This is a genomic window from Paenibacillus sp. Paensp111, assembly GCF_059492195.1.
In genome coordinates, this window is sequence record NZ_CP168527.1 from 3,530,001 (window position 1) to 3,552,720 (window position 22,720).

Annotated in this window: 24 protein-coding genes (1 of these 24 running past the window's edge); 5 read left to right on the top strand and 19 right to left on the bottom strand. The window is 50.1% G+C overall.

All coding sequences use genetic code 11. The features are described from left to right. The 11 genes from ACEN86_RS16650 to uptA form a co-directional block, all read right to left on the bottom strand. Positions 1–1,235, bottom strand: partial view of a glycosyl hydrolase family 18 protein gene (locus tag ACEN86_RS16650; RefSeq protein WP_495634334.1) — the 5' portion only. The gene continues 334 nt to the left of window position 1, outside the view; only the first 1,235 of its 1,569 coding nucleotides appear in the window; the start codon lies at positions 1,233–1,235; its stop codon lies beyond the left edge, outside the window. A gap of 255 nt (positions 1,236–1,490) precedes the next feature. Then, the gene (perR, locus tag ACEN86_RS16655; RefSeq protein WP_495631662.1) at positions 1,491–1,916 is read right to left on the bottom strand and encodes a peroxide-responsive transcriptional repressor PerR; all 426 of its coding nucleotides are present in this window, start codon (positions 1,914–1,916) and stop codon (positions 1,491–1,493) included. Between the two features lie 119 nt (positions 1,917–2,035). Next, a complete protein-coding gene (locus ACEN86_RS16660; RefSeq protein WP_495631663.1) occupies positions 2,036–3,847 on the bottom strand; it encodes a DUF4097 family beta strand repeat-containing protein in 1,812 nt (603 codons plus the stop codon). Between the two features lie 187 nt (positions 3,848–4,034). Beyond that, positions 4,035–4,493, bottom strand: a complete 459-nt coding sequence (locus ACEN86_RS16665; protein WP_495631664.1) for a GNAT family N-acetyltransferase — start codon at positions 4,491–4,493, stop codon at positions 4,035–4,037. Position 4,494: 1 nt separating this feature from the next. Then, entirely contained in the window at positions 4,495–5,934 is a 1,440-nt protein-coding gene (gene gatB, locus ACEN86_RS16670; protein ID WP_495631665.1) for an Asp-tRNA(Asn)/Glu-tRNA(Gln) amidotransferase subunit GatB, read from the bottom strand. A 24-nt stretch (positions 5,935–5,958) separates the two neighbouring features. Next, positions 5,959–7,413, bottom strand: coding sequence for an Asp-tRNA(Asn)/Glu-tRNA(Gln) amidotransferase subunit GatA (gene gatA, locus ACEN86_RS16675; protein ID WP_495631666.1), 1,455 nt, complete (start codon positions 7,411–7,413; stop codon positions 5,959–5,961). Positions 7,414–7,440: 27 nt separating this feature from the next. Continuing rightward, on the bottom strand, positions 7,441–7,728 hold the full coding sequence (gene gatC / locus ACEN86_RS16680; protein WP_495631667.1) for an Asp-tRNA(Asn)/Glu-tRNA(Gln) amidotransferase subunit GatC: 288 nt from the start codon (positions 7,726–7,728) through the stop codon (positions 7,441–7,443). Between the two features lie 198 nt (positions 7,729–7,926). Continuing rightward, positions 7,927–8,310 (bottom strand): ATPase, encoded by a 384-nt coding sequence (locus tag ACEN86_RS16685; protein ID WP_495631668.1) that lies wholly within the window; start codon positions 8,308–8,310, stop codon positions 7,927–7,929. Between the two features lie 545 nt (positions 8,311–8,855). Next, the gene (locus tag ACEN86_RS16690) at positions 8,856–9,482 is read right to left on the bottom strand and encodes an MBL fold metallo-hydrolase (RefSeq protein WP_495631669.1); all 627 of its coding nucleotides are present in this window, start codon (positions 9,480–9,482) and stop codon (positions 8,856–8,858) included. A 3-nt stretch (positions 9,483–9,485) separates the two neighbouring features. Continuing rightward, a complete protein-coding gene (locus ACEN86_RS16695) occupies positions 9,486–10,055 on the bottom strand; it encodes a thioredoxin family protein (protein WP_495634335.1) in 570 nt (189 codons plus the stop codon). A 2-nt stretch (positions 10,056–10,057) separates the two neighbouring features. Next, entirely contained in the window at positions 10,058–10,675 is a 618-nt protein-coding gene (uptA, locus tag ACEN86_RS16700; RefSeq protein ID WP_495631670.1) for an undecaprenyl phosphate transporter UptA, read from the bottom strand. 140 nt (positions 10,676–10,815) lie between these two features. Between uptA and ACEN86_RS16705 the strand changes: the two genes are divergently transcribed. After that, a complete protein-coding gene (locus tag ACEN86_RS16705; protein WP_495634336.1) occupies positions 10,816–11,127 on the top strand; it encodes a dehydrogenase in 312 nt (103 codons plus the stop codon). Here the strand turns inward: ACEN86_RS16705 and ACEN86_RS16710 are convergent. The 5 genes from ACEN86_RS16710 to yyaC all read right to left on the bottom strand — a co-directional run bounded on the left by ACEN86_RS16710 (position 11,105) and on the right by yyaC (position 17,809). Next, the gene (locus ACEN86_RS16710; RefSeq protein ID WP_495631671.1) at positions 11,105–14,083 is read right to left on the bottom strand and encodes an O-antigen ligase family protein; all 2,979 of its coding nucleotides are present in this window, start codon (positions 14,081–14,083) and stop codon (positions 11,105–11,107) included. The two genes, ACEN86_RS16705 and ACEN86_RS16710, sit on opposite strands and share 23 nt — an antisense overlap. Positions 14,084–14,300: 217 nt before the next feature. Further along, positions 14,301–15,494, bottom strand: a complete 1,194-nt coding sequence (locus ACEN86_RS16715) for a class I SAM-dependent methyltransferase (protein ID WP_495631672.1) — start codon at positions 15,492–15,494, stop codon at positions 14,301–14,303. Between the two features lie 45 nt (positions 15,495–15,539). Further along, positions 15,540–16,190, bottom strand: a complete 651-nt coding sequence (locus ACEN86_RS16720; protein ID WP_495631673.1) for a DUF6483 family protein — start codon at positions 16,188–16,190, stop codon at positions 15,540–15,542. Between the two features lie 196 nt (positions 16,191–16,386). Next, complete coding sequence (locus ACEN86_RS16725; RefSeq protein ID WP_495631674.1) at positions 16,387–17,178, bottom strand: alpha/beta fold hydrolase; 792 nt, start codon at positions 17,176–17,178, stop codon at positions 16,387–16,389. A gap of 46 nt (positions 17,179–17,224) precedes the next feature. Then, positions 17,225–17,809 (bottom strand): spore protease YyaC, encoded by a 585-nt coding sequence (gene yyaC, locus ACEN86_RS16730; RefSeq protein WP_495631675.1) that lies wholly within the window; start codon positions 17,807–17,809, stop codon positions 17,225–17,227. Between the two features lie 117 nt (positions 17,810–17,926). On the opposite strand from yyaC, the gene ACEN86_RS16735 reads away from it, so the two are divergent. Beyond that, entirely contained in the window at positions 17,927–18,148 is a 222-nt protein-coding gene (locus ACEN86_RS16735; RefSeq protein ID WP_495631676.1) for a DUF1128 domain-containing protein, read from the top strand. Positions 18,149–18,272: 124 nt separating this feature from the next. On the opposite strand, the gene ACEN86_RS16740 is transcribed toward ACEN86_RS16735, so the two are convergent. Then, positions 18,273–18,992 carry a pirin family protein gene (locus tag ACEN86_RS16740; protein ID WP_495631677.1) on the bottom strand — a complete coding sequence of 240 codons (720 nt, stop codon included), beginning with the start codon at positions 18,990–18,992 and terminating at the stop codon, positions 18,273–18,275. Between the two features lie 230 nt (positions 18,993–19,222). Continuing rightward, complete coding sequence (locus ACEN86_RS16745) at positions 19,223–20,233, bottom strand: asparaginase (protein ID WP_495631678.1); 1,011 nt, start codon at positions 20,231–20,233, stop codon at positions 19,223–19,225. 225 nt (positions 20,234–20,458) lie between these two features. On the opposite strand from ACEN86_RS16745, the gene ACEN86_RS16750 reads away from it, so the two are divergent. The 3 genes from ACEN86_RS16750 (at position 20,459) to ACEN86_RS16760 (ending at position 21,607) form a co-directional block, all read left to right on the top strand. Beyond that, complete coding sequence (locus ACEN86_RS16750) at positions 20,459–20,941, top strand: YtxH domain-containing protein (protein ID WP_495631679.1); 483 nt, start codon at positions 20,459–20,461, stop codon at positions 20,939–20,941. Between the two features lie 90 nt (positions 20,942–21,031). Further along, entirely contained in the window at positions 21,032–21,355 is a 324-nt protein-coding gene (locus tag ACEN86_RS16755) for a DUF5665 domain-containing protein (protein WP_495631680.1), read from the top strand. A gap of 27 nt (positions 21,356–21,382) precedes the next feature. Then, positions 21,383–21,607 carry a hypothetical protein gene (locus ACEN86_RS16760; protein WP_495631681.1) on the top strand — a complete coding sequence of 75 codons (225 nt, stop codon included), beginning with the start codon at positions 21,383–21,385 and terminating at the stop codon, positions 21,605–21,607. 71 nt (positions 21,608–21,678) lie between these two features. On the opposite strand, the gene ACEN86_RS16765 is transcribed toward ACEN86_RS16760, so the two are convergent. After that, positions 21,679–22,653 carry a magnesium transporter CorA family protein gene (locus ACEN86_RS16765; RefSeq protein WP_495631682.1) on the bottom strand — a complete coding sequence of 325 codons (975 nt, stop codon included), beginning with the start codon at positions 22,651–22,653 and terminating at the stop codon, positions 21,679–21,681. Positions 22,654–22,720 lie beyond the last annotated feature (67 nt).

Genomic DNA, 22,720 nt, shown 5'->3' on the forward strand with positions numbered 1-22,720 from the left:
TTGTCCGGAGGGACCTCATCTTCTTCCAACAAGCGCTCGACAGCATTACGCGTCCACGGCAGTGAGGCAACCGATCCTGCTTCCGGACTTGCCGCCCAGTGCTCATCGTATGCCATCAGCATCATGTAATCGACCATCCCCGCCAAGGACTTCCTGTCCATAAATTTGGACCACATCTCACTATTTGACTTGGGGGTAACGTCAATCGAGATGATGAGACCCTGCTCTTTGGCCAGAGGCATGAGTTCCCGCACAAACTGGGTAACATTATCCCCATCCTTGGTATATACATTCTCAAAATCAATATTAATTCCATCCAGCTGATACAGCTTGGCATAATGTAGGATCTGAACAATGGAGCGAAGCCGGCTCTCAAAGCTTGAGAGAGCTTTGGTTGTTCGGTCTGCGTCAAAAGCATTACTGAATAGCGCCCAGACGTGCATCTTGTTCTTATGTGCCCATTTCACGTAGAGATCATCGGCCTTACTTTGAACATTTCCGCTTCCGTCCATGATTTGAAACCAGGTGGGGCTTACAACGTTCACTCCCGGCAGACTCCCAATCGAACCCGGATCAGGCTGCTTATCATACACAGCTTCCCAGGTAAGGTTCACTTTCTTATTGCTCCACTTCTCACGGGCGGTATTCGGAATTGCCTTAACTTCAGGAACCTTTCTTGTGTCGGCGGACGTTAGATTCTTCCCTGACACATATCCAGCATAGCCGTTATCCAGCTGGATGAATGTCCAATCCCCCTTAGTGTTTATCACTCTTACACGAGTGCCCGGAGGGATGTCCTGAAGTATAGGCGAATGAATACTATCCTCTGTTCTAAGCGGAATGGTATCTGAGGATGATCCTCCGCTCACTTTTGCCGATTGAATCTTCTCTCCGGACTTGAACAGCATGACGGCACCCGATGACTTGTCCTCTGTCCACTCGATTCCGTAGATTTGCTTAAGCAAAGAGATAGGCAGATACTGTATTCCTTTCACGGTAACAGGAGCGAACATAAGCTTAATTGGCTTATTGTTAAGCTTGGCATCCTTATGATTTATCTTGAGGTGGACCAGCTCTTTGGAGGTGGTTATGATGACAGATTCCGTCTTCTCTTCATAACGAATATTAGGATCAATCTCCTGCTGGATCACCGGCAGAGGGAGCTTAAGACTGTCTCCAGAGCCTTCCGCTGAATACTTCATGACTTCTCCTTGAACAAAAACAGGCTTCTTCATGGACTTCCACGGCGGATCTGTATGCTGCCAATTGGGAATGATAAAATATAAAGCTGCCAAGGCTATTAAGGCAATGGCCACGATGGACAGAAGCACCCTCGCCTTAGACCTGCCCCTTCTCCTGCCGGGCTTGAAACCTTGTCGATACGGACGATTTCTCAATATGCTGTACCTCCATTAATGGTGTAGCTACTGGAAATAAAAAAACGTGGAGAATTCCTTGTGGAATTCCGCACGTTATATTGGTTACTGCGCTTAGTGGCTCCGGCAATCATCACAAACACCATAGAACTCCATCCGGTGTCCAAACACCCGAAACCCGGTGCTTTCTTCCGCTTTACGTTCTACTTCTGTCAAAGGTTCATACGAGAAATCCTTGATCTTACCGCAAGTCTCGCAGATCACATGATAGTGATCCGAAACATCGGCGTCAAAACGACTGGAATTATCCCCATAAGTGAGCTCTCGTACCATTCCAGCCTCAAGAAACATCTTGAGGTTGTTATACACCGTCGCTACACTCATACTGGGAAACCGCGGCTCCAATGCCCGGTAAATCTCGTCCGCAGTCGGATGTCCCATAGATTCCATCAAAAAAGACAATATGGCGTGACGCTGCGGCGTGATGCGGACACCATTAATTTTCAGTTGGTCTAATGCATTCTGAACGCGCGTAGTCATGAAGTCCACCGCCTTTATCTACTACTTAAGTCCTGCTTAACCTTTTTCGCTATAACTTTATTGTACGTTTACACGAATTCGTTTGTCAACGGAACATGACACATGGTGTAGGCTGCAGTTTAGTTCATAAATTTCCGGACACTCAGGTCACTGTTGCCTTCTACATCGATTTTGTACTTACCTTCTCCAGCCTCGCCCTTAATTGTCTTGTTATCGATATCAAAAGGCAAATTCGTCTTGATCTCGCCGTATCCGCTTGACCCGGAGAGCGAATAATTACCGAGTTCGGGAATCTGCACATTAATCTCTCCCACTGCGCTGTAAATGGTCCAATCACCGCCAATGATGGGTGAGCGAATCCCAATTTGACCGTTAAGCGACTCAGCCTGCAGCTTGTAGTAGGCCCTGTCTATTGAAATGTTGCCGTTCCTCGTATTTACGCTAATATCATTGTCCGCGTGAACGATGGAGATATCACCGATCATCGTATCAAATTTGACGGGGCCAAAAATGCCCATGCCGATCATTTTGCCGCCTAACGTCTCGAGGTCTACCTTCCCCGTTACATTATGAAGCTCTACTCTACCGCTCAAAGTCTTCCCTGTTACATCACCTGTCACGTTATTCAAGTAGAGATTCCCTCTCCCGGTCTGGAGAGTAATATCTGCAACCGCCTGAAGATTCACGAGCGATATCCCGCCATTGGTCGTACTTACATTAAAATCAAACTTGCGACTCTCCGGTACGACAATCGTTAGATTCACACGCGGGTGCCGGCTGCCGGACGCTCCGTAAGTGCGGTCTTTCACTGTAATGCCAACCTTCGCTCCTTCGGTGGTCTGGACTGTGGTGTTCTTGGCAACGGTCTCAGCATCCTTATCCTGAACACCATCGACCCATATCACCGGTTTTACGACAATATCCTGGACAGGACCCCGTTCAATGGCAATCCGTCCATTAATTCCATCGATGACAACCTCAGAGGTTGTGATATCCACCGGAATCAGAATAGGATCACGTACCTCCGTGAATCCTTTCTCATCACTAAATTCCGAGCCTGCGGCCGTAAGGTCAAGGCTGACCCGATTCCACAAATGCAGGTATTGATCTTGCTGGGTTACAGCAAATACGGAGATTCCAAGCACCAGCGAGATCATCAGACCTCTCATATCAAATCGAAGTCTACGATCCGGACCCTGCTGTCCAACCCTTTTCCATAGATAAAGAGCAATATATTCAACCCCGATTAGAACGAGAACAACAGGCCACCACTTCAACAAGGATAGGAGGTAATCCTGCTTGATCCACTGATCCAGAATTAGCAGAACTCCAAGGGCTATAAGAATGAACGAAGCCGTGAAGCGGCCTGTGCGAATGAGTCTGCGGCGCAGCTCCCGTATGCTCAACCATACGCCCGCTATGATTAACACTGCGGCTGTAAAGTATCCCGCATTATATTGAAAGAACCCATTCAGCCAAAGAGGCTTAAGGTGAAAAGCAAATGCCAGCAGACCTCCGCCGATAAGCAAAAGCCCAAACCCCAGGTGACTCAATATTCCCGATTTGGGTTTCACCGTACTCTCACGGGGACTTCTTCCGTTCAGTACATCTGTATTTTGCAGAACGCTGTAGACACTATAGAAATAAACTACCGGAATCAAAAGCGCCAGCAAAATGAGCAGCGGCACATTAACTCCAAAGCGTACGGAAGAGAAATACAGGATTGCGGAGACATCTATCACGATGAAATAAATTAATAGTATGCCTTTACGAAACATTCGCAGATAAAGATGACCCAGTCCCGGAAAAAGCGCGGCAAGCAGTCCTGCAACGAACTTACGCTTACGCCGCCTTGGCTTAAAGCCAGTACTGCTCTTCACAGGTTGGCTTGCCGCTCCTTCTTCAGACGCCGGGGGAAGGTTCAAGGACATGTTACTTCACTCCTCTCCCATGTAATGACTCTCTCTTATTCTCTCCCTATAGATCATACCCGATTGTAATCATGCAAGTAACTTGGAATTCACTGGACAATATAAAAATCCCCGGAGGTGAGCATAACAGGAAGGAATTGGGTTCCTCCTTGTTATATTCCCGCCAGGGAAATTATGAATTACAAGCTTAACCATCCCGCTGCATCAAGATAAGTTCAACGCCCACATCCGCCATATAGGATTCAACAGCAGCAAATCCGAATTTCTGATACAGGGAAATAGCTGGTGTATTAAGAGCACTCGCATTCACCAAAAAATGCTTGATGCGGGAATGATGCTTAAGCACATGCCGCAGCAGTTCACTTCCGATGCCCTCCCGGAGATGCTCCGGCTGAACCATCAGCCTCGTAATCATCAGCTTCTCCGGAGTCTCCTCAGCGACTGCAATTGCGCCCAGCAGTTCTCCGTCCTCCGTCAACAGACCGTAAAATGTCTCAGTTGAATTCGCCAGCGACTCAAAGGTCTCGGGCAGCGGCGGGATTTGACGCAGTCCAATGGCTGAAGCCTCCAGGCGAAAAGCCAAGTGCTGCAGCCGCCAAATCTGCTCCACCATGTCCGGATCCTGCAGCGAGATTAGGGATATCATGTTAGGACTTCAGAACATCCACCAGAAGCTTATTAACCAGCCCCGGGTTGGCTTTGCCTTTACTGCGTTTCATCACTTGTCCTACCAGGAATCCGATTGCTTTATCCTTACCGGCCTTGTAGTCTTCAACAGATGCCGGATTCTCGGCAACGACTTCATTCACAATTGCGAGTATCGCACCTTCATCGCTAATCTGGACAAGTCCTTGCTCCTCAACGATAACCTGCGGCAGCTTGCCGCTTAGGAGCATTTCCTTAAATACGGTCTTCGCGATCTTGCTACTGATTGTCCCTTTCTCAATGAGTCCGATCATTTCGCCCAGCCCTTGACCAGTGAGCTTCACCTCAGACAGCTCTTGTCCTGTACTGTTCAAATGTCCGAGCAGATCACCCATGATCCAGTTGGCTACAGATTTGGCGTCGGAGGTATATTTAAGACTCTCCTCGAACAAATCAGCCACAGGCTTGGAGGAAGTAATTACCCCGGCGTCATAGCTAGGAAGACCAAGCTCAGTCGCGTAACGGGCTTTGCGCGCATCCGGCAGCTCAGGAATAGTCGCACGAATCCGGTCTTTCCAATCCTGATCAATATAAATCTTCACGAGATCCGGGTCCGGGAAATAACGGTAGTCATGAGCCTGCTCCTTACCGCGCATGGACAGCGTCTTGCCCTGGGCTTCGTCCCAGCGGCGGGTCTCCTGAACAATAGTCTCGCCCTCATCCAGAGCCTCAGCCTGGCGGAACTGCTCATATTCAAGACCGCGCTGTACGCCGCGGAAGGAGTTCATGTTCTTGAGCTCGGCCTTGGTGCCAAGCTCCTTCTGCCCATGAGGACGAAGGCTGATGTTCGCGTCACAGCGAAGCGATCCTTCCTCCATTTTGACATCCGATACGTCACAGTACTGCATAATTGCGCGCATCTTCTCAAGATAGGCGCGTGCTTCTTCAGGAGAAGAAATCTCCGGCTCGGATACAATCTCAATCAGCGGAGTACCTACCCGGTTGAAGTCAACCAGGGAAGCATAGCCTCCATCCACATGCGTCAGCTTGCCGGCATCTTCTTCAAGATGCAGACGGGTAATTCCAATGCGTTTGGTAGTTCCGTTCACTTCAATATCGATATAGCCATTCAGGCCGATCGGCTGATCGAACTGCGAGATTTGGTAAGCCTTTGGTGAATCGGGATAAAAGTAGTTCTTCCGGTCAAATTTGCTGACATCGCCGATTTCACAATTCAGCGCCATTGCGGCCTTAATCGCGTAATCTACGGCCTGACGGTTCAGGACAGGCAGCACACCGGGATGTCCGAGACATACGGGACACGTATGGGTGTTAGGGGGAGCGCCGAATTCAGTAGAGCAGCCGCAGAAGATTTTGGACTTCGTATGCAGCTCCACATGGACCTCCAGCCCGATCACCGTTTCATATTTCGATGTTGACATGGGATACCTCCTAATACCTCTGTATTATAGAACCGGGCGCTTCTTGTGGTGCTCGGTGTGAACTTCGTAAGCGTGAGCAGTCCGCAGAATCGTACTCTCATCGAACGCCTTGCCGATAATTTGCAGTCCGACAGGAAGCCCATCTGCAAATCCGCATGGAACACTTAAAGCAGGAACTCCTGCGAGACTCACCGGTATAGTCAAAATATCATTCAGATACATCGTAAGCGGATCATCTACCTGTGATCCGAGCGGGAATGCGGTGGTTGGTGCAGTAGGTCCAATAATAACGTCATACTTCTCGAACGTCTGGTCGAAGTCTCTCTTGATAAGAGTCCGCACCTTCTGGGCTTTCAGATAATAAGCGTCATAGTAACCGGAGCTAAGTGCATAGGTTCCAAGCATAATCCGGCGCTTCACTTCAGGGCCAAAGCCCTGACTTCTGGATTCATGATACAGATCGAGCAGATTGCCGGCATGATCGGCACGAACGCCGTATCTTACCCCGTCGAATCTGGATAGGTTCGATGATGCCTCGGAAGAAGCCAGCAAATAGTAAGCGGCAACCGCATATTCGGTATGCGGCAGGGATACCTCTTCCCATACAGCTCCAAGGCTTTCAAGCACACGCAGAGCTTCAAGAACCGTTTCTTTGACTTTAGGATCGATGCCTTCCAAGTACTCTTTCGGCACGGCAATACGCAGCCCTTTAATATCTCCGGTTAATGCGCTGATATAATCCGCAACCTCTACGTTCGCCGATGTGGAATCCTTGGCATCATAACCTGCGATAGCTTGAAGAACATATGCGGCATCTTCTACATTCTTCGTAACAGGACCAATCTGATCCAGAGAGGATGCAAAAGCAACCAAGCCATACCGGGACACGCGTCCATAAGTCGGCTTAAGGCCAACTACACCGCAATAGGATGCCGGCTGACGAATAGATCCGCCTGTATCCGAGCCTAGTGTGAAGTAAGCTTCACCCGCAGCAACCGCAGCTGCGGACCCGCCGCTCGAACCACCAGGTACACGGCTTAAATCCCAAGGATTGCGCGTAGGCTGGAAGCTGGAGTTCTCATTCGAGCCCCCCATGGCGAATTCGTCCATGTTCAGCTTGCCAATCGTAACAGCATCGGCCTGCTTCAGCTTAAGCACCGAGGTTGCGTCGTAGATCGGATTGTAATTAGACAGAAATTGGCTGGCACAGGTCGTGCGCAGGCCTTCGGTTACCATATTGTCCTTGATTCCAACCGGCAGTCCGAACAGCAGGCCCTTCTCATCCCCGGATACGAGCTTATTGTCAAGACGGGCTGCCGCAGCGCGCGCTCCCGCTTCATCCAGCGTAAGATAAGCTTGAATTCGTTCATCTCTCTCACCAATCGCAGTGAAGGCTTCCCCTACCAGATCGGATACGGACAACTCCTTGGCATGAAGCTTGTTATGTATCTCCTGCAAACGCAAATCAAATAATGACACGTTAAATGCCTCCCTTCATTCTTCCTTCTATTCGAGTACCGCAGGTACTTTAAACTGCCCGTCTTCTTCGTCAGGCGCATTCAGGAATACCTTCTCTTCAGGCAGACTTTCCTTCACGACATCCTCGCGCATCACATTGCTTAGATGCAGGACGTGTGTAGTTGCCTCTACGTTATCGGTATCCAGTTCATTCAATTTCTCAGCATATTGTAAAATGGAGTTCAGCTGCTCTGTGAATGTCTCCTTCTCCTCTTGAGTCAGATTCAATCTTGCCAGCTTGGCTACATGTTCAACATCTTTTGTCGTGATACTCATTTCGGTCGTTCCCTCCTAATGATTTCTGATCGGCCGAGCCTGCTACATATTGTACAGCATGTCCATTCTCAAAGTCTTTAGCGTCACCTTATAATCCGTATAATTATATTGTAGATAAGCTTATATTTCAATTGGAACCATGCTCTGAATGGCCCAGCATAACAAAAAAAGAGCCCGCATCAGCAGGCCCTTCTTAAATTAAATCCAAGCACGCAAATTTACCTGTTTGATAAATTCCGCCTGAGACATAGCTTCCTGTACCGCTTCCTCTTCTTCTTCCGACCGCTCTATCTCCCCATTCATAACCTGAAAGAAAAGCTTCTCATTATGAGTGCTAAGAGCGAAATCAATCAGCGCTTCACGTTCTACGCGATCTACTTCTTGTTGAATCAGATATTGTTCTGACTCAATGTCGCTCGATGGAACGAAATAATTCCGATTGGTCTTTGGAGATCGGACGACATAATCGAATGCGTTATCCGGATTACGATCGTAAGCAATAATATAACCGTATCCTCCGACAGGAAGATTCTGCTCAAAGGCGTCAGCGACGATAACAATTTTCTCTCCTAAACGCAGCATCGTCTACCTCCCTGATATGATGTTCATGTTATTACATTATCCTACTAAAAATAAATAGGAATGTCCACGAAAAAGGAAGAAAGATGTCGGCTAATTTTTGAACGTTATATTAACGTTTATAAGAAGAGGTCCTTCGGCAAACCTCCAGCCTCTCAAACCATGGCTGTGCAATTCCCTTGCTCGTGCCAGCAGCTTGCCTCCACCCGGGCATCCGCTTATCCGGACTGGCTAAATTCTGCCTCTTATTCCTTGTCCGGTCTGTGGCCATTCGCCAATCAAACGAAGATATCCCTTCAAATTCCACAATGACTCCCCCAATAGAATTTAAATCTGTACACGCCTTACCTGCCTGTAAATCTTCAACTAATTCTTATATAGGCAAAAAAAGAACGCAAACCGGGATTGATTCCACAGCTTGCGTGCTTCGCGTAGTTAATAACATTTAATTAATATACATTCTAACAAAGGATGCTAGGGATGTCCACCCCTTTTTCCCTATTTTGACAAATGAAAGGCGTAAACTGACAAACATTCCTTAACTCCTGCTAGGATACATAAGGGTTATTAGACTTCTCAAATCCAATCGTAGTCTTCGGTCCATGACCTGGATAGACCTTAACTTCGTCCGGCATACGGAACAGCTTGCCTTTAATCGAATCATACAGGTCACGCTCACGGCCGCCTGGCAGATCAGTCCGTCCAACGCTCATTTTGAAGAGTACGTCGCCTGAGAACAAGTCGTTCCCCGAGAGAAAGCTAACGCTTCCCGGTGAATGTCCGGGAGTATGATACACAGTGAATTCATGCCCTAGCAGCGTCAGCTTCTGTCCCTCGGCAAGGTCGAACTCCGCAGGGTCCGTCGTTATAGGATCTGTAACCTCTGTCCAGCGCATGGATCCGTTCAGCTTGGCATTAACTAACCATTCGGCTTCCAGCGGGTGAAGGTATACCGGACAGTTCTTCGCTTTGCGGATTTCATCCACACCGCCAATATGATCAAAATGTGCATGGGTTAGCAGAATAGCTTCAATCTCCAGATGCTCAATCCGGCGCACCAGAGCGGCAGGATTCATTCCAGGGTCGATGATAACGGCCTTGTTATCGTCTTCCCCTCGGATTAGGTAGGCATTGGTCTGCAGGGGTCCAAGGGAAAAGCTCTCAATTCTCAGCATGGTCTACAACCCGGATATAAGGTCACGCAGCTCAGATACAATCACAGCATGGACCTCATTGCCTTCCCCGTATTTCTCCAGCATCTGCTTGCGGGCCTGTAAAATATTCTCCTCGTAGGTAGGAGCTTCACGGTCCGGATTCTCCTGCTTGAACTTAATCATGACCTCCTGCACATGCTTAGGCCGGGGACCCCACTGTCCAAGCACATGCCCACCCGTATCCGCAAAGATCACGACTGGCACGGATCGGCCACCCATAGTCAGGAAGTTATCCATAATATCCAGGTTCTCTTCGAGAATCAGCACCTCAACCGGCCATTCCGATACTTCAAGCGCCCGGAACACAACAGGGATATTACGTACCACATCTCCGCACCAATCCGCTGCCAGAATCAGCACCCGGATGTCGTCCCGGTAATTCAGGCTTTCAAAAAACTCTTTGTCCTCTTCACTCGGCCATTCAAACTGGTTATACCCGGATTCAAACGCTTCCTTGTTCTTGGTCATTCCATCCATGAACTGCTGCGGGGTTAAGCCCGTCCGGAATTTGTAGCTTACATTATGTTTATTGATGCTCATACAGCATCCCCTCTCTTCTTCTTATTGGAATACCATTTATATAGTACATACACAATCAGAATCGCAATCGCAACAAGCAGGATTGGCGTTACGTAAGGAGCAGCCTTCTCATGAATATGCTCCCACTGGTTCCCGAGGGCCTTGCCAAGGTATACGAATAAGAACGACCAAGGAATTGAGGCAAGCACGGTTAATATAGAGAATCGGAAAAGTGACATTTTGGCAATACCGGCCGGAATCGAAATGACCTGCCGCATAACAGGAACAAACCTTGCCGTGAATACAATTCCCGATCCGTATTTATTGAACCAGTTCTCTGCGATATCCATATGATGAGGCTTTATCTTAATATACTTACCGAATTTGTCCAGGAAGGGACGCCCCCCGAATCGGCCGATAAAGTACAGAATCCACTGCTGTACCAAAGCCCCTACGGTACCAAAGAACACGGCCCAGTAGAATTTGAGGTCTCCCTGATACACCAGGAATCCTCCATAAGCCAGAACAATTTCACTTGGAATGACTTCAATTGCAAGTCCCAGCACGATTCCAAAGTAACCTAGTCCCCGTATCACTTCAAACAAATGCTGAATTACGTTAGATATGATATCCACTTTCGACCCACTCTCTCAATATTTTCTATATGAAGTTTATTCTATCATAGCGCGGTACATGCATTCTACTTCAGTAAAGCAGGAGAGCGGTATCCATGGGAAAGACGGGCGCATATGCTGTGGGGAGAGGAGTCGATCACATGCCAACTTTCCCGGATAAGCATAAGTCCGCCCTGCCTTCCCCGCGCGGAATACGCCGCGGCTGCAGTAAAGAGTTGTACCGGACCATCAAACGAATGAAGGTCTACATTCCCGAATCCAAAATCAAGGAAGGGGAAGAGATCTATTACCGAAAAGTTATTGGAAACCTGATATGGATCCACGAGAACAGCAGCAACCGCAGGGTGCTGGCCAACTGGTGGGATGAACATGTCAGCCAGGAGCTTGCAGAGCTGTGGGAAGTTGACCGGACAAAGCTGTGCGAGGCGTTCAGGGATGCATTTGGCGGATAGCAGGCTGGCTATTTGAAGTGGGCTCTCTTGAAGAAAAGCCGCTCTCAAGCAGCAAGGCTTGCTGCCTTGCCGCTTCCGTTACATGAAATTTACGGTCATTGCAGACGTTCTTCCTATGTCCAAGTGTACCCGCCAAAAATTGATCCCGGCGGAACAAAGCAAGACCTGCCTGAACCGCATGGGCCAATTCACTGGGACGGCCTGCCTGATCCAGCCTCCATCCCAGCCTATTAAGTTCCCTCAAGACAGCCGTATGCAGATTACTATTGTAACGGTCCAGCAAGGCCGCCTTTTCCATAGCGGTAATGGCGGCGGGGTTGCCCTGCTTCGACTGAATCCGTCCCAATGCCCACCAAAGCTCCGGCTGCACCCTGTTAAATATAGCTCCTTCGCGCAGCACGCTCTCCGCTTCGGCTGAATTCGAGAGGGACGAGAGAACAAGCCTTGGACCAGAACGATAGGGTGCGAGGTGGATAGCTCTCTTCAGCAGGTCACTTGCCTCCGAAGTACGATTCAATCTGATGGAATGAAGGGCCTTGCTGGTTAACAACTCACTCTGCATTAAACTCATGCTTACCATGCTCAGTATTAGAAAGACCCATGCGGCGGCGGCAGCTATAAGTCGGGGTGCGTGACTTAAGGCACGCTTCACCTTTACCTTCTTCTGCTCAGGAAGCCTATGCATGCCCGGCAGGATATGGGACAGGCTGTATCCATTATAGAACCGGGTATCCGGATTAACCCTGCAGGCGGAGGCTGAAGTAATCCGAGTACCCGGATGAATCCGGCAGGTGGAGGCTGGAATAATCCGGGCGACCGGATGAATTCGGCAGGTGGAGGCTGGAGAAAGCTTCGACTGCAAGAAAGCCCGGGCCTCGGTAGATCGAGCTCCCTTCCGCTGATCGGGAATCCCGTTCGTACCAAGTACCGCTATCCAGATCAGGAGCAGCCAAGTGAGAGCATAGCTCATATCAAAATCGATTCCTGCATGCAGGACAAGGACTATAAAAGGTGCGAGCCACGGGCTTCTTCGTCGGAACATTAGCAGCCCTGCCCCTGCAATCCAGGCCAACATGACGAGCAGGCCGATGACTCCTAGACCCAGCAGCATATCGAGATATCCGCTATGTACCTGTGCGCCTACATAAGGCTGGCTCTGGATGCTGCGGTATACAGACCTCCACACCTCACCTCCCCGTCCCCACAGCGGGTTCTCCTCGACCTGTTCCATGGCGTCTCGGTACATCAGCAGCCGGGCCGATACGGTGCTCGTCCCGGTGCGAACGAGCCCTGCTCCGCCGCTGCCCGGCGCAGGAAGGGCTAGCGCAAGTCCCGCCCATGCGCAGCAGACGGCCGAGACTGCCAAGATGCGTAGACGCTGGGGCTCGGGCGAGGCTATGCGCCGCGGAGGCTGCTGCTTGGGCAGGACGATGTGGCGCCGGTGCTCCGGCGCGAGTAGGACGATACGACGCGGGCGCTGGAGCGCGAGTCGGCCATGGCGGCGGGAACGCTGGGGCGCATGGCGGGCATGGCTACGCGGGCGCTGCGGCGCGGGCAGGACGATGTGGTGCCCGTGCTCCGGCGCGAGTAGGACGATACGACGCGGGCGCTGGAGCGCGAGTCGGCCATGGCGGCGGGACCGCTGAAGCGCGAGTGGCACGGGGCGAGGCGGATGCTCCGAGCGCTGCGGCGCGGGCAGGACGATACGACGCGGGCGCTGCGGCGCGGGCAGGACGATGTGGCGCCGGTGCTCCGGCGCGAGTAGGACGATACGACGCGGGCGCTGGAGCACGAGTCGGCCATGGCGGCGGGACCGCTGGGGCGCGAGGGGCACGGGGCGAGGCGGATGCTCCGGGCGCTGCGGCACGGGCGAGGCTATGCGCCGCGCCGCGTAGGACAGCGCCAGCGTGCAGGCGGCTGCGCCCGCCAGCTGCGCAAGCCCCGGCAGCTGCGCCGGGGCAAGGCCAGCTCCGGCGAGCTGGCGGTACACCCACAGACCGCCGCCTCCCAAGATGGCGGTCTGAAGCAGCAGCTGCCGCCGGGCTGCGCGCCCGGCGAGAGCGAGCGCGGCGGCCCAGCCGGCCGCCGTGCACAGCCAAGCGCCGCGCGACTCCGTCAGCAGCAGGCTGGCGGCGCAGCCCAGCGCAAGTGCAGCGCCGAGCGCCTGGCGAAGCGGCGAAGCGCGGTGATCCGCGCGAGCGAGCGAGGCCAGCCGCTCGAGCAGCAGCGCCCCGAACACAGCGCCCAGCGTGTTCGGGTACTCAAGCAGTCCGCCGAGCCGTGCTCCGGCGGCGGACAGCTCTGCACTTGCGGTGCGCAGCACCGCATGCGGCAGCGGCAGCAGGCCGTACACCGCCGCAAGTCCGGCGGCGGTGAGAATGGCGGCGCTGGCCGCCGGGCCGGTGCGCAGCACGGCCCGGGCCTTGGGCAGCTTCACGGCCGAAGTAAGCCCGGCCGCGAAGACCCCATAGAAGGCCCAGCGCAGAGCCTGATCCAGCGTACCCTGCATCGACACCGGAGAGGTCAGCATGTGTGCACCGTACAGGATTGCCAATATAAATGGCACTGCCACGAGCAGAAGCTTGACATACGAAGTCTGCCCGCTTCTAGTGGAGGCGGCAACAGAGCTTCTCTTTAGGTAACAGGAAGCCTTTTCCCAATGATTATCTCTATGCTTTTCTCCATACTTTACTCTAAACTTGACTCCATGTTCTTCCCTAAACTTTTCCCCATGCTTTTCCCTATGCTTTTCGTTATGCTTTTCGTTATGCTTCTCGCACTGCTTTCCTCTCAGCTTTCTCCCCCATTGCACGGTCCCCACTGCCATAATCAGGAATGCCGCGGCCATCCATGGATACATGCCTCTTCCTTCATAGAAACCGGTGCACACACAAGCAGCAATCAAGAGAAGTATATATCCTGCCGCTATGGATACCTGCAGCTGTCTGCCTCCCATCTTACTCCCTCCAGCTTAATCTCAACTGAGCGTTTCCGCTTTGTTATGCCCTCTGTATGTAGTCTTATTTAGAGTGTTGATATCCAACAACACCAAAAAGGCCAACCCTGTCTCCAGTGTTGACCTTAAGCCGGATTCGCAAACGGCGGCTGTTGTTCCATCTTTCCATGTGCAAGGCTTCTACTCTACAATTGTAACTTTGTTGCTTACTGACATTCTACAACTTGATTTCGTTGCCTGCTCCACTTTCCCCAGGCAGCAAATCCCGGCAGGCCTTCTCCAAATACGGGGAGACATGCAGGAAATCACGAAATTCTGTATACTCCGCCCACAGCTTGGCCTTATCTCCAGCCGAGCCCTTCACGGCACGAATCAGGATATTTTTGGGCGTATGCTCCATATCGATAAATTCAAGCAGCTGTGTCTTGTATCCCATAATATCCAGAAGCTTTGCCCGGATTGCATCCGTTGCCAGTGCAGAGAAGCGCTCCTTCAATATTCCATGGGATAGCAGCGGGTTCAGCACCGGAGATTCTACCTGGGCGAACAGCTCATGCTGACAGCAGGGCACCGACAGAATAACAGAGGCATTCCAGCGGATTGCCTTCTCAAGCGCCGCGTCCGTAGCTGTATCACATGCATGAAGCGTCACAACCATATCCACCTGGGACAGCTCGTCATATTCGGCTATATCGCCGACCAGGAAACGCAGATTCGAATAATTCAGCCGGGTAGCCAGGGCACTGCAATGCTCAATCACATCTGCCTTTAGATCAAGCCCGACCACATTCAGGGTTCTCCGCTGCTCTACCGACAGGTAGTGGTATAAGGCAAAGGTCAAATAAGACTTTCCGCAGCCAAAATCGACGATGGTAAGCGGCCTGTCCTCTGGCAGATGAACGATGATATCCTGGACCATCTCCAGAAACCGGTTGATCTGCTTGAATTTATCGTATTTCCTTGCCAGAACTTTGCCTTCCTCATTCATAATTCCGAGCTCTACCAGAAAAGAAACGGGATGCCCTTCCTCAAGAATGTACTGCTTTTTACGATTATGAGACAGCGAAGCGCTCTTCTTGGAAGGGGATTTGGTCAGGATGGAGACTTTGAATTTCTTGCTGATCAGCACCTGATAATCCGCTTCTTCCGTACAGATCAGGCCTTGACGAAACGTCTCCTCAAACATCGTATTTAACCGCTGCTCCAGTTCGGAAGCAGGTATATTCTCATGTGTAACTTTATTCTCGTAATAAAAAGCCAACTGGTAGTGCAGCGACTTCTTAAGCTCAACAGGTTTGATTACGACCTTCGTAAAGGCAACCTCCCCCGCTTTGCGGCGCTGACTGAGCGTAGCAGAAATCAGGCTCTTCTCCTCTGCTAATTGGTGTACAAGTTTCCGCAACGATTCCATTATGTTGACAGCTCACTTTCCCATTATCATTAATTGTAGATCGGTTTATTTCTTAACACGGCTAAGGCCCGCCAGGCCTTCTTGCACCTCGTTCAGCGGCAGGCCTCCCCTGTCCAGCTGCTCCGGGCTAAGCGTAAGCAGGCGTTCATAGAATTCTCTGGCTTCTTCCGGCTGTATTATACTCCGATCGATCAGACGGTACAATGCATTCTCTGCCAGATCGTAGCGTCCCCGCTCTTCTTCATATCGCAGCAGCAGCTTCTCTGTCTCTGACGGAAGCCGGTATCCCTGCACCATGGATTGGAGCTCACTTACCTGAGCGTCCAGGTTCCACAGAGAGCGGTCCGCTCCCTCAAGAGCCGCGAAGAGGAACAGATGAAGGGCCTTGATGGAACGGATAAGGCCTTTATCCTTTTCCTGATTCTCTATGTAGATAAGTGCCTCCTCCTTCATGAGAAGAGCTGCACTCTGCAGCTTGTCCACTTCCAGAATGCCTCCATAACGAAAGATTTCAATAAGATCCCGGATAGACAAAGAATTCATTAGCTCACTGTTCAGCCGGAAATGCTTCTTATATTGTTCATCCAGCTGCCAGAGTAATTCTGTGCGCTTCTTCTGCTGCTTCAGGCCAAGGAATGTGCCCATCACCTCGGACATCTCTTCGATCATCCGAATGAGATAATCTCTTCTTAACATCTCTTTCGTCCGCCTCTCCTGCTCAAGCCAATCTGCCCCAATATTTTATATGATAAAAATTTTAAGTTATTTTCACGCTGATTACCAGTTTCCCGGTTCCTCCCTCCAACAGAAATAAGCCGGGGAACCCTTATGGGCGCCCGGCTGCGTAACATTTAACTACCTATATCATTGAATCTGTAAGTCATTCTCCGGATTAAGCATGTACCTGCTTCATGAAATCCAATATCACCTCGGCCAGCTGCTCGGGAGCTTCGTACATACTCATATGTCCAGAGCCTTGAATCACCGCTTCAACCACATTGCCTCCCTTGGCCGTGAACGTCTTCTCGGAGGGAATCAGACGATCCTTCTCTCCTGCAATCAGAAGGCGCGGCAGTGTCGACGCGGACAGCACATCCGTACGGTCTGGACGTTCGCGCATAGCCAGAGCAGCACCCGCAGCTCCTTGGGGCGGAGTCTTGTAGCCAATTTCTTTGGCCCGGGTCACTTCATTCTTCAGCTTCTCTACATTCTCCTGTGCGAACAAGCCCGGTACAAGACCATCGATAAAAGCAGTGATTCCCTCGCCTTGAATCGTAGAGACTGCCTTCAGCCGCTTCTCCTTGGCCTCATCGCTATCCGGATACGCCGTAGAATGAAGCAGACCAAATGCATTCAGCTTGGAAGCATATCTCTGAGCAAGTGAGAGTGTAACATAACCGCCCAGGGAGTGTCCGATCAGCGTATACTTGCTGACCCCCAGAGATTCAAGCAGCCCTGCAATATCATCCGCCATCTGCTCCATGGTATACGAGCCAAGGGGTGCATCCGAGAAGCCATGTCCCCTCAGATCGGGAGCGATAACCCGGTAAGACTTCGATAAAAGAGGACTCAGACGCTCAAAGTAAGCTGAGCTTCCGCAAAATCCGTGAACCAGGACTACGACTTCGCCTTCTCCGCGGTCATCGTAAGCGATTACCGTTCCATTCACATTTACTTTGTCCATTGTATATACCTTCTTTCGCTTATATGTAGTGGGATTATGATTACTATTAATCTAATACCGCCGACTCTGAACCATGCTTGGTTGCTAAATTGGGAATTATACCGAAAGCGGCCGCCGCAGCACTTGCAATTTCTTCTGCCATGCACATGACCCGGTACAGCGATGTCATCTGCAGGGAAGTGTATGGCTTAGGCCCCTTCACATTTACAATCGCCGCCACACTATAGTCCCCGACTGAAGGCAGTGTACCGCCAACAGATTGAGCAGGCATCAGGGACTGCCGAGCCAGAATATAGTGGCCGACAGAAGGAGCGGTCCCCAGACAAGCATCAATGGCCACAATCCGGTGGTTCTCGGGGATCGTCTTCAGCCGATCAATGAAATTCATTGAATCACAAGGATGTTCCAGGGTGCCGATCACATGACGGAAGCCGTATTCAACCAGCTTGCTTCCTACCAAAGGGCCCAGCGCATCCCCGGATGAACGATCTGTTCCGATACACAGGAAGGTCACCTCATCTCCCTGATTCTGACTCCAGACTTCCATGAAGAACCCGTTCAATTCGCTGGCTGCGGACCATTTCCGGCGAACCAGAGCTTCCTCCAAGGGGCCGCGTTTGTGTGTTCTCATCCTAATGTATTCTCTCCCTAACCTGAGTCACTGTACTGCTATTGTACCTTATCTTCTCTGGATGCCGCAAAAGTGATACAATACCCTGTATGATGCTGCAATGAGAGGATGAGAAGTATGGACTTGACCCAGAAGACCCAAGAGAACGTTGAATATATGATCGAAGCGATCAAGAATAAGCTGAGAATGGCTACAGGTGCTGCCATGCAGGCTTCCGCCTTCTCCGTCCAACGCTACGATGATATTTATGAAGTGTATGAAATTGTAATGAGCAAGGAACGACTCAGCATATCGGAAGTTGAAGCCGTAGCTTCTGAACTGGGTAATCTGAGAGGTTAAGTACGGAAGCTATCTAATGAAGCAAAGAAAAAGAGTCCACTCCGATTGTCTGATCTGACAGGTCCGGAGAGGACTCTTATTCATTACTGAATATTCTTATTAGTGCTAATCTGGAACTCATCTATTAAGGCATATCTACGATCAGCAATTCTGCCGGACCGCTGCTTCCTGTTCCCTTGAAGGCAAGATCGCTGCTTTTCTTGATGCGGGTAGCATCCCCTGGATTCAGCGAAAGTTGTTCATCTCCACACTTCAAATCGATATCCCCATCGATCAGGAATACATGAGTCCTGCGTTCATCCCGGTGAGGAAGACTCACCTCATGCCCCTCTTCAAGCGTGCTCAGGTAAATGGTTACCTCTTGATTAATAGGCAGCGTGCCTTCAGTTCCATTACCAGATACCACGGGCAGCAGCTTGTTCAGCCGATCTTCTGTGTTAAAAGAAAGGGTTCTCCAGGTTGGAGACTCACTCCTCTGATCCGGCAAAAACCACATTTGAATATACCGGACCTCCTCTTGACTTGAAGGGTTCTTCTCCTCGTGTTCAACCCCTGTACCGGCACTCATCACCTGGACATCGCCAGGCCTCAGTTCATGAGAGTTACCCATATCATCGCGATAAGCTAGCGTTCCCGACACTACATAACTTACAATTTCAAGGTCATGATGCGGATGTCTCTTAAATCCCTGCTCCGGCTTCAGTATATTCTCATTATGGGCCAGCAGACATCCGAAATGAGCATTACTTGGATCTTCGTACTCAGAAAATGAAAAGCTGAATTCACTTGTAATCCATCCACGGTCAGAAGTATGGCGTTCATCCGAAGTTATCACTTTTATCATTCGTATCAACCTCCACGGTCCTATATTTGACTTCATATATGAGAATGTGAGCCTTGAAATGCCTATATATCAGCACTTTCTTGCTATTCCTTACCCTTAAGCCTTCAGAACTAATCATGGGCATTTCCAGTCTCATCGCTGATCGAAATCTCTATTACAAAGCAAAAAAGAACTGTCCAAGAGCCACGAATATGGCCGCTTGAAACAGTTCAATCTAGGACACTTCTATCTTAATGGGCAGCTGTTAATTCAAAGTTGGTCTCCGCATATCCCACTTTCCGGCCGGCATCATTGAAGATCTCATTGCTGAATGCCCCCCTCAGCCTCTCCAATGTCTCTTGGCAGCTGTAGCCCAGCTGCTCCAAAATCCTCAGAACAACCAGCCCCCACTCCTCTTCAGATCCATCCAGAATCTTCAAAGCTACGCCAAGCCGTTCCTTCTTCAGGCTGAAGCAGTATACCCCCTTGAATCCGCCTTTCGCCACGATGTTGGAATCCTGCAGCAGGATGGAATCCACTCTGTCTGTTCCGCCGACCAGAACAGGATGGGCGTTCATCGCGCCCGTAATCTGAATGACCGCTTCGCGTGTAGCCTCATCTTTGATTTGATCCGGACAAGCCAGCTTCAAATAAGCCTTGGCTAGCGAGGACAGCGGAAGCGCAAAGACAGGGAACCCGCAACCGTCCGTCCCAAGCCCAATCTCTTCCCTGTCCATCTCGGCAAGTGCTGCCAGTGTGGTTAAGATCTCCTGCTGAACCGGATGTTCAGGCTGATCATAGCCCTGAATCGGATAACCCATCATTTTGGCGTAAGCAAGGACTCCAAAGTGCTTACCTGAACAATTATGGAACAGTCTGCGCCGATGACCGTCCGCACGCAGCAGCTCCTCCTTGGCTGTCTCATCCAGCGGCAGGCTAGGCGCACAGACGAGACAATGTTCTTCTATATCTATTTTGTCGCTTAACCGCTCAAGCGTCTGTACATGTACTTCTTGTGACCGATGGGACGCCGTCATAATCGCCACTTCGTCTGCCGTAAGATGGTAGTGGCCGACCACACCGGCCCGTATGGCGGGAATAGCCTGGAAAGGCTTGGCTGATGAGCGCGTGAAAGCGACAAAATCAGGATCTCCTGCCGAGTAGACCACGTCCCCTTTCTCGTTCACTATACTTATATGACCCTCATGCGCACACTCCAGAATGCCCGCACGGAACTCCTGAACCAGGACAGCTTCTCTCATCTCTGTTCGTCTCCTTATCGTCAACGCATCTTAATTTCAGCTACTACAGTATATTATACCTATTTGTTTCAGCCAAAGGCATGAAGTTTATATACAAAGTAAGCTGAGCAACAATCAGAGCCTGGCAACGCAAAAGCTCTTCAAGATACAGACTGGACTACACCAAATCTGGCTCAGATTATCTAGTTCGGCTGTATAACATAAATCCATTAAGGAGTGATTAGAATGAATAAAGCAGAAACAGATTATCCGGTACAAAGCGGTTCGACTTTCACAAAAGGTTTGATCATTGGCGGTCTTCTTGGTGCAGCTGCAGCTCTTCTGTACGCTCCAAAACCGGGCCGTGAAATGCGCAGCGATCTGTCCGATAAATGGAGTACGGTATGCGACAAATCCAAAGATGTAGCTTCCGTTGTAACGGAAAAGGCTACAGATCTGGCTAAGAATGTTACAGCAAAAACAACAGATTTGGCAAAAACCGTAGGTTCAAGCGCAAGTACGCTTGTATCCAGTGTGAAGACAGCCTCTTCTATGGTTGGCGAAGAAGTGAAGCAAGCAGCTACTAGCGTATCGGAAGATGCTAAAGATTCCGCGAGTGAAGTAGCTAGTGAAGCCAAAGACACTTCGAATGAGCTTTCCAGCGACATTCGCAAGGCTTCCCAGGATACTGCCCGTGAAGTTCATAACAAAACAAGTGCTTCTTTCTAATCTCTAAGAAGATGATCTTGTGAAATAGCCAGCCTTCTTCAGCTGGCTATTTCTTATCCCTACTTTTACAGAAAGGACGTGAATTTCTATATGGGAGAACTGAAGCAATATGACACCAAAGACCATCCTTTTGAGCTCAGGCATGAAGTGAAGCGCCTGAATTCACGCCTGGATGATATTGCGGATGCGCTGGAAAGATCCGACTTCAAGGATATTATTGAGAATTATACAAATCCTAAGAAGCGGCTAATCTCGAATTTCACCGCAGGTCTGGCACGCGGGCTTGGGCTGACGATCGGTACTGCGTTGCTCTTGGCTTTATTCGGTTGGATCACCAGCTTCTTTGTCTCGATGCCGCTGATTGGTGAATTCCTGGCCAACATTCAGCATTATATGGATGCGTATAAGAAGTAACATTACACCCGGAAAGGGGACTTTAGCATGAGCTCCAATAATCCCAAAGATGAACAAGAAAAGTATACCCGTGATCAAATCATTGATGCTGCAGCAGGCAATGTGCCTAAGCACAAGGATATCAACGAGGCCGAGAACGGGTCTATGGTTAATGACATGAAAGATCTGAAGCGCCTGGGTAACGAAATGGATCAAATGGATACGGTCACAGAAGATAAAGAAAAGGGTCTGGAGAATGACCCCAAACAATAAGAAGAGCACCTAACCAGGTGCCCTTTCATGGCCTGAGCAGCTGCGCAGGCTTATTTTATTTGTACTTCTTTTTACAGATTCGATTCCTCATCTTCAACCTCAAGCAAATCCCCTGTCCACCCCTTGGCTTTAAGCCAAATACCCAGAGCTATCGTACTGAGCAAAATGATGGTCGTGATTAAAGCGAACCCCCATACCCCGGTTTTGATCCAGGGCAGATAGTCAAAGTTCATTCCCCAAATCGCGCCAACCACGGTTGCTGGGGTGAATATAGCAGCGATAATCGTAAGTGTCTTCGTGATTTCGTTACCCCGGAATGCTGAAATCGCATCATCAATGGAGATGAGCGTATCGATCTCCCGCTCATAGTGGAAGAACAACTGCTCTACCCTCTCCAGCCTATAATAATACCGCTTGAAATACACACTGTTGTCCATTTCCTCTAAATAGGCTTCGCGTGAGGCGGTGAGGAGCTCCTGAAAGGGGATGAATAAATTGTGCCAATACAGCAGCTCAAACCGGGCGTTGAGAATCCGGTCCATAATGTTCTTCTTATTGCGCTTCCTCATGATATCCTCAACCCGGCGGAGATTGGCCTCAAAGTTATCCATACCGGTATGGAAATAATGAATCAAGGTCCTGCCGAGAATAAACAACCCGTCGCTCGGATGGGAACATCCTTTCATCACTTTCAGGCGTTCATCCGAGGTCATGATGCGGCGAGTATCTTCATCCAGGTTAATGGTTATAAATACGTCATCACTCAGAAAAAAGTGAAATTTACTGCAAGACTTAGAAGAATCAATTTCAAGCTTGACCGAGTACAGCATTGTACCAAATATAATCGGACGGTCATTGTCGCCTAATCGCACGGAAAGATAGCTGGTCTCTACCTTGGGAATCTCATGAAGCCATTCGTCAGCCAAATGATAACTTTCTTCCAGTGCCTTCACCTCTGCCATTTCCCAGTTCTCAATATTCAAATTAATCCACTTCCAGCCTTGGTCCATGGTCCATTCCTGCTGCACTTTTGATTCTTCCTTCATTACCAGGCTCCCCCTTTCTCTGTTCAAAATAAATTCTCTTCAAAAAAGACACGCCTCATTCTTGGAA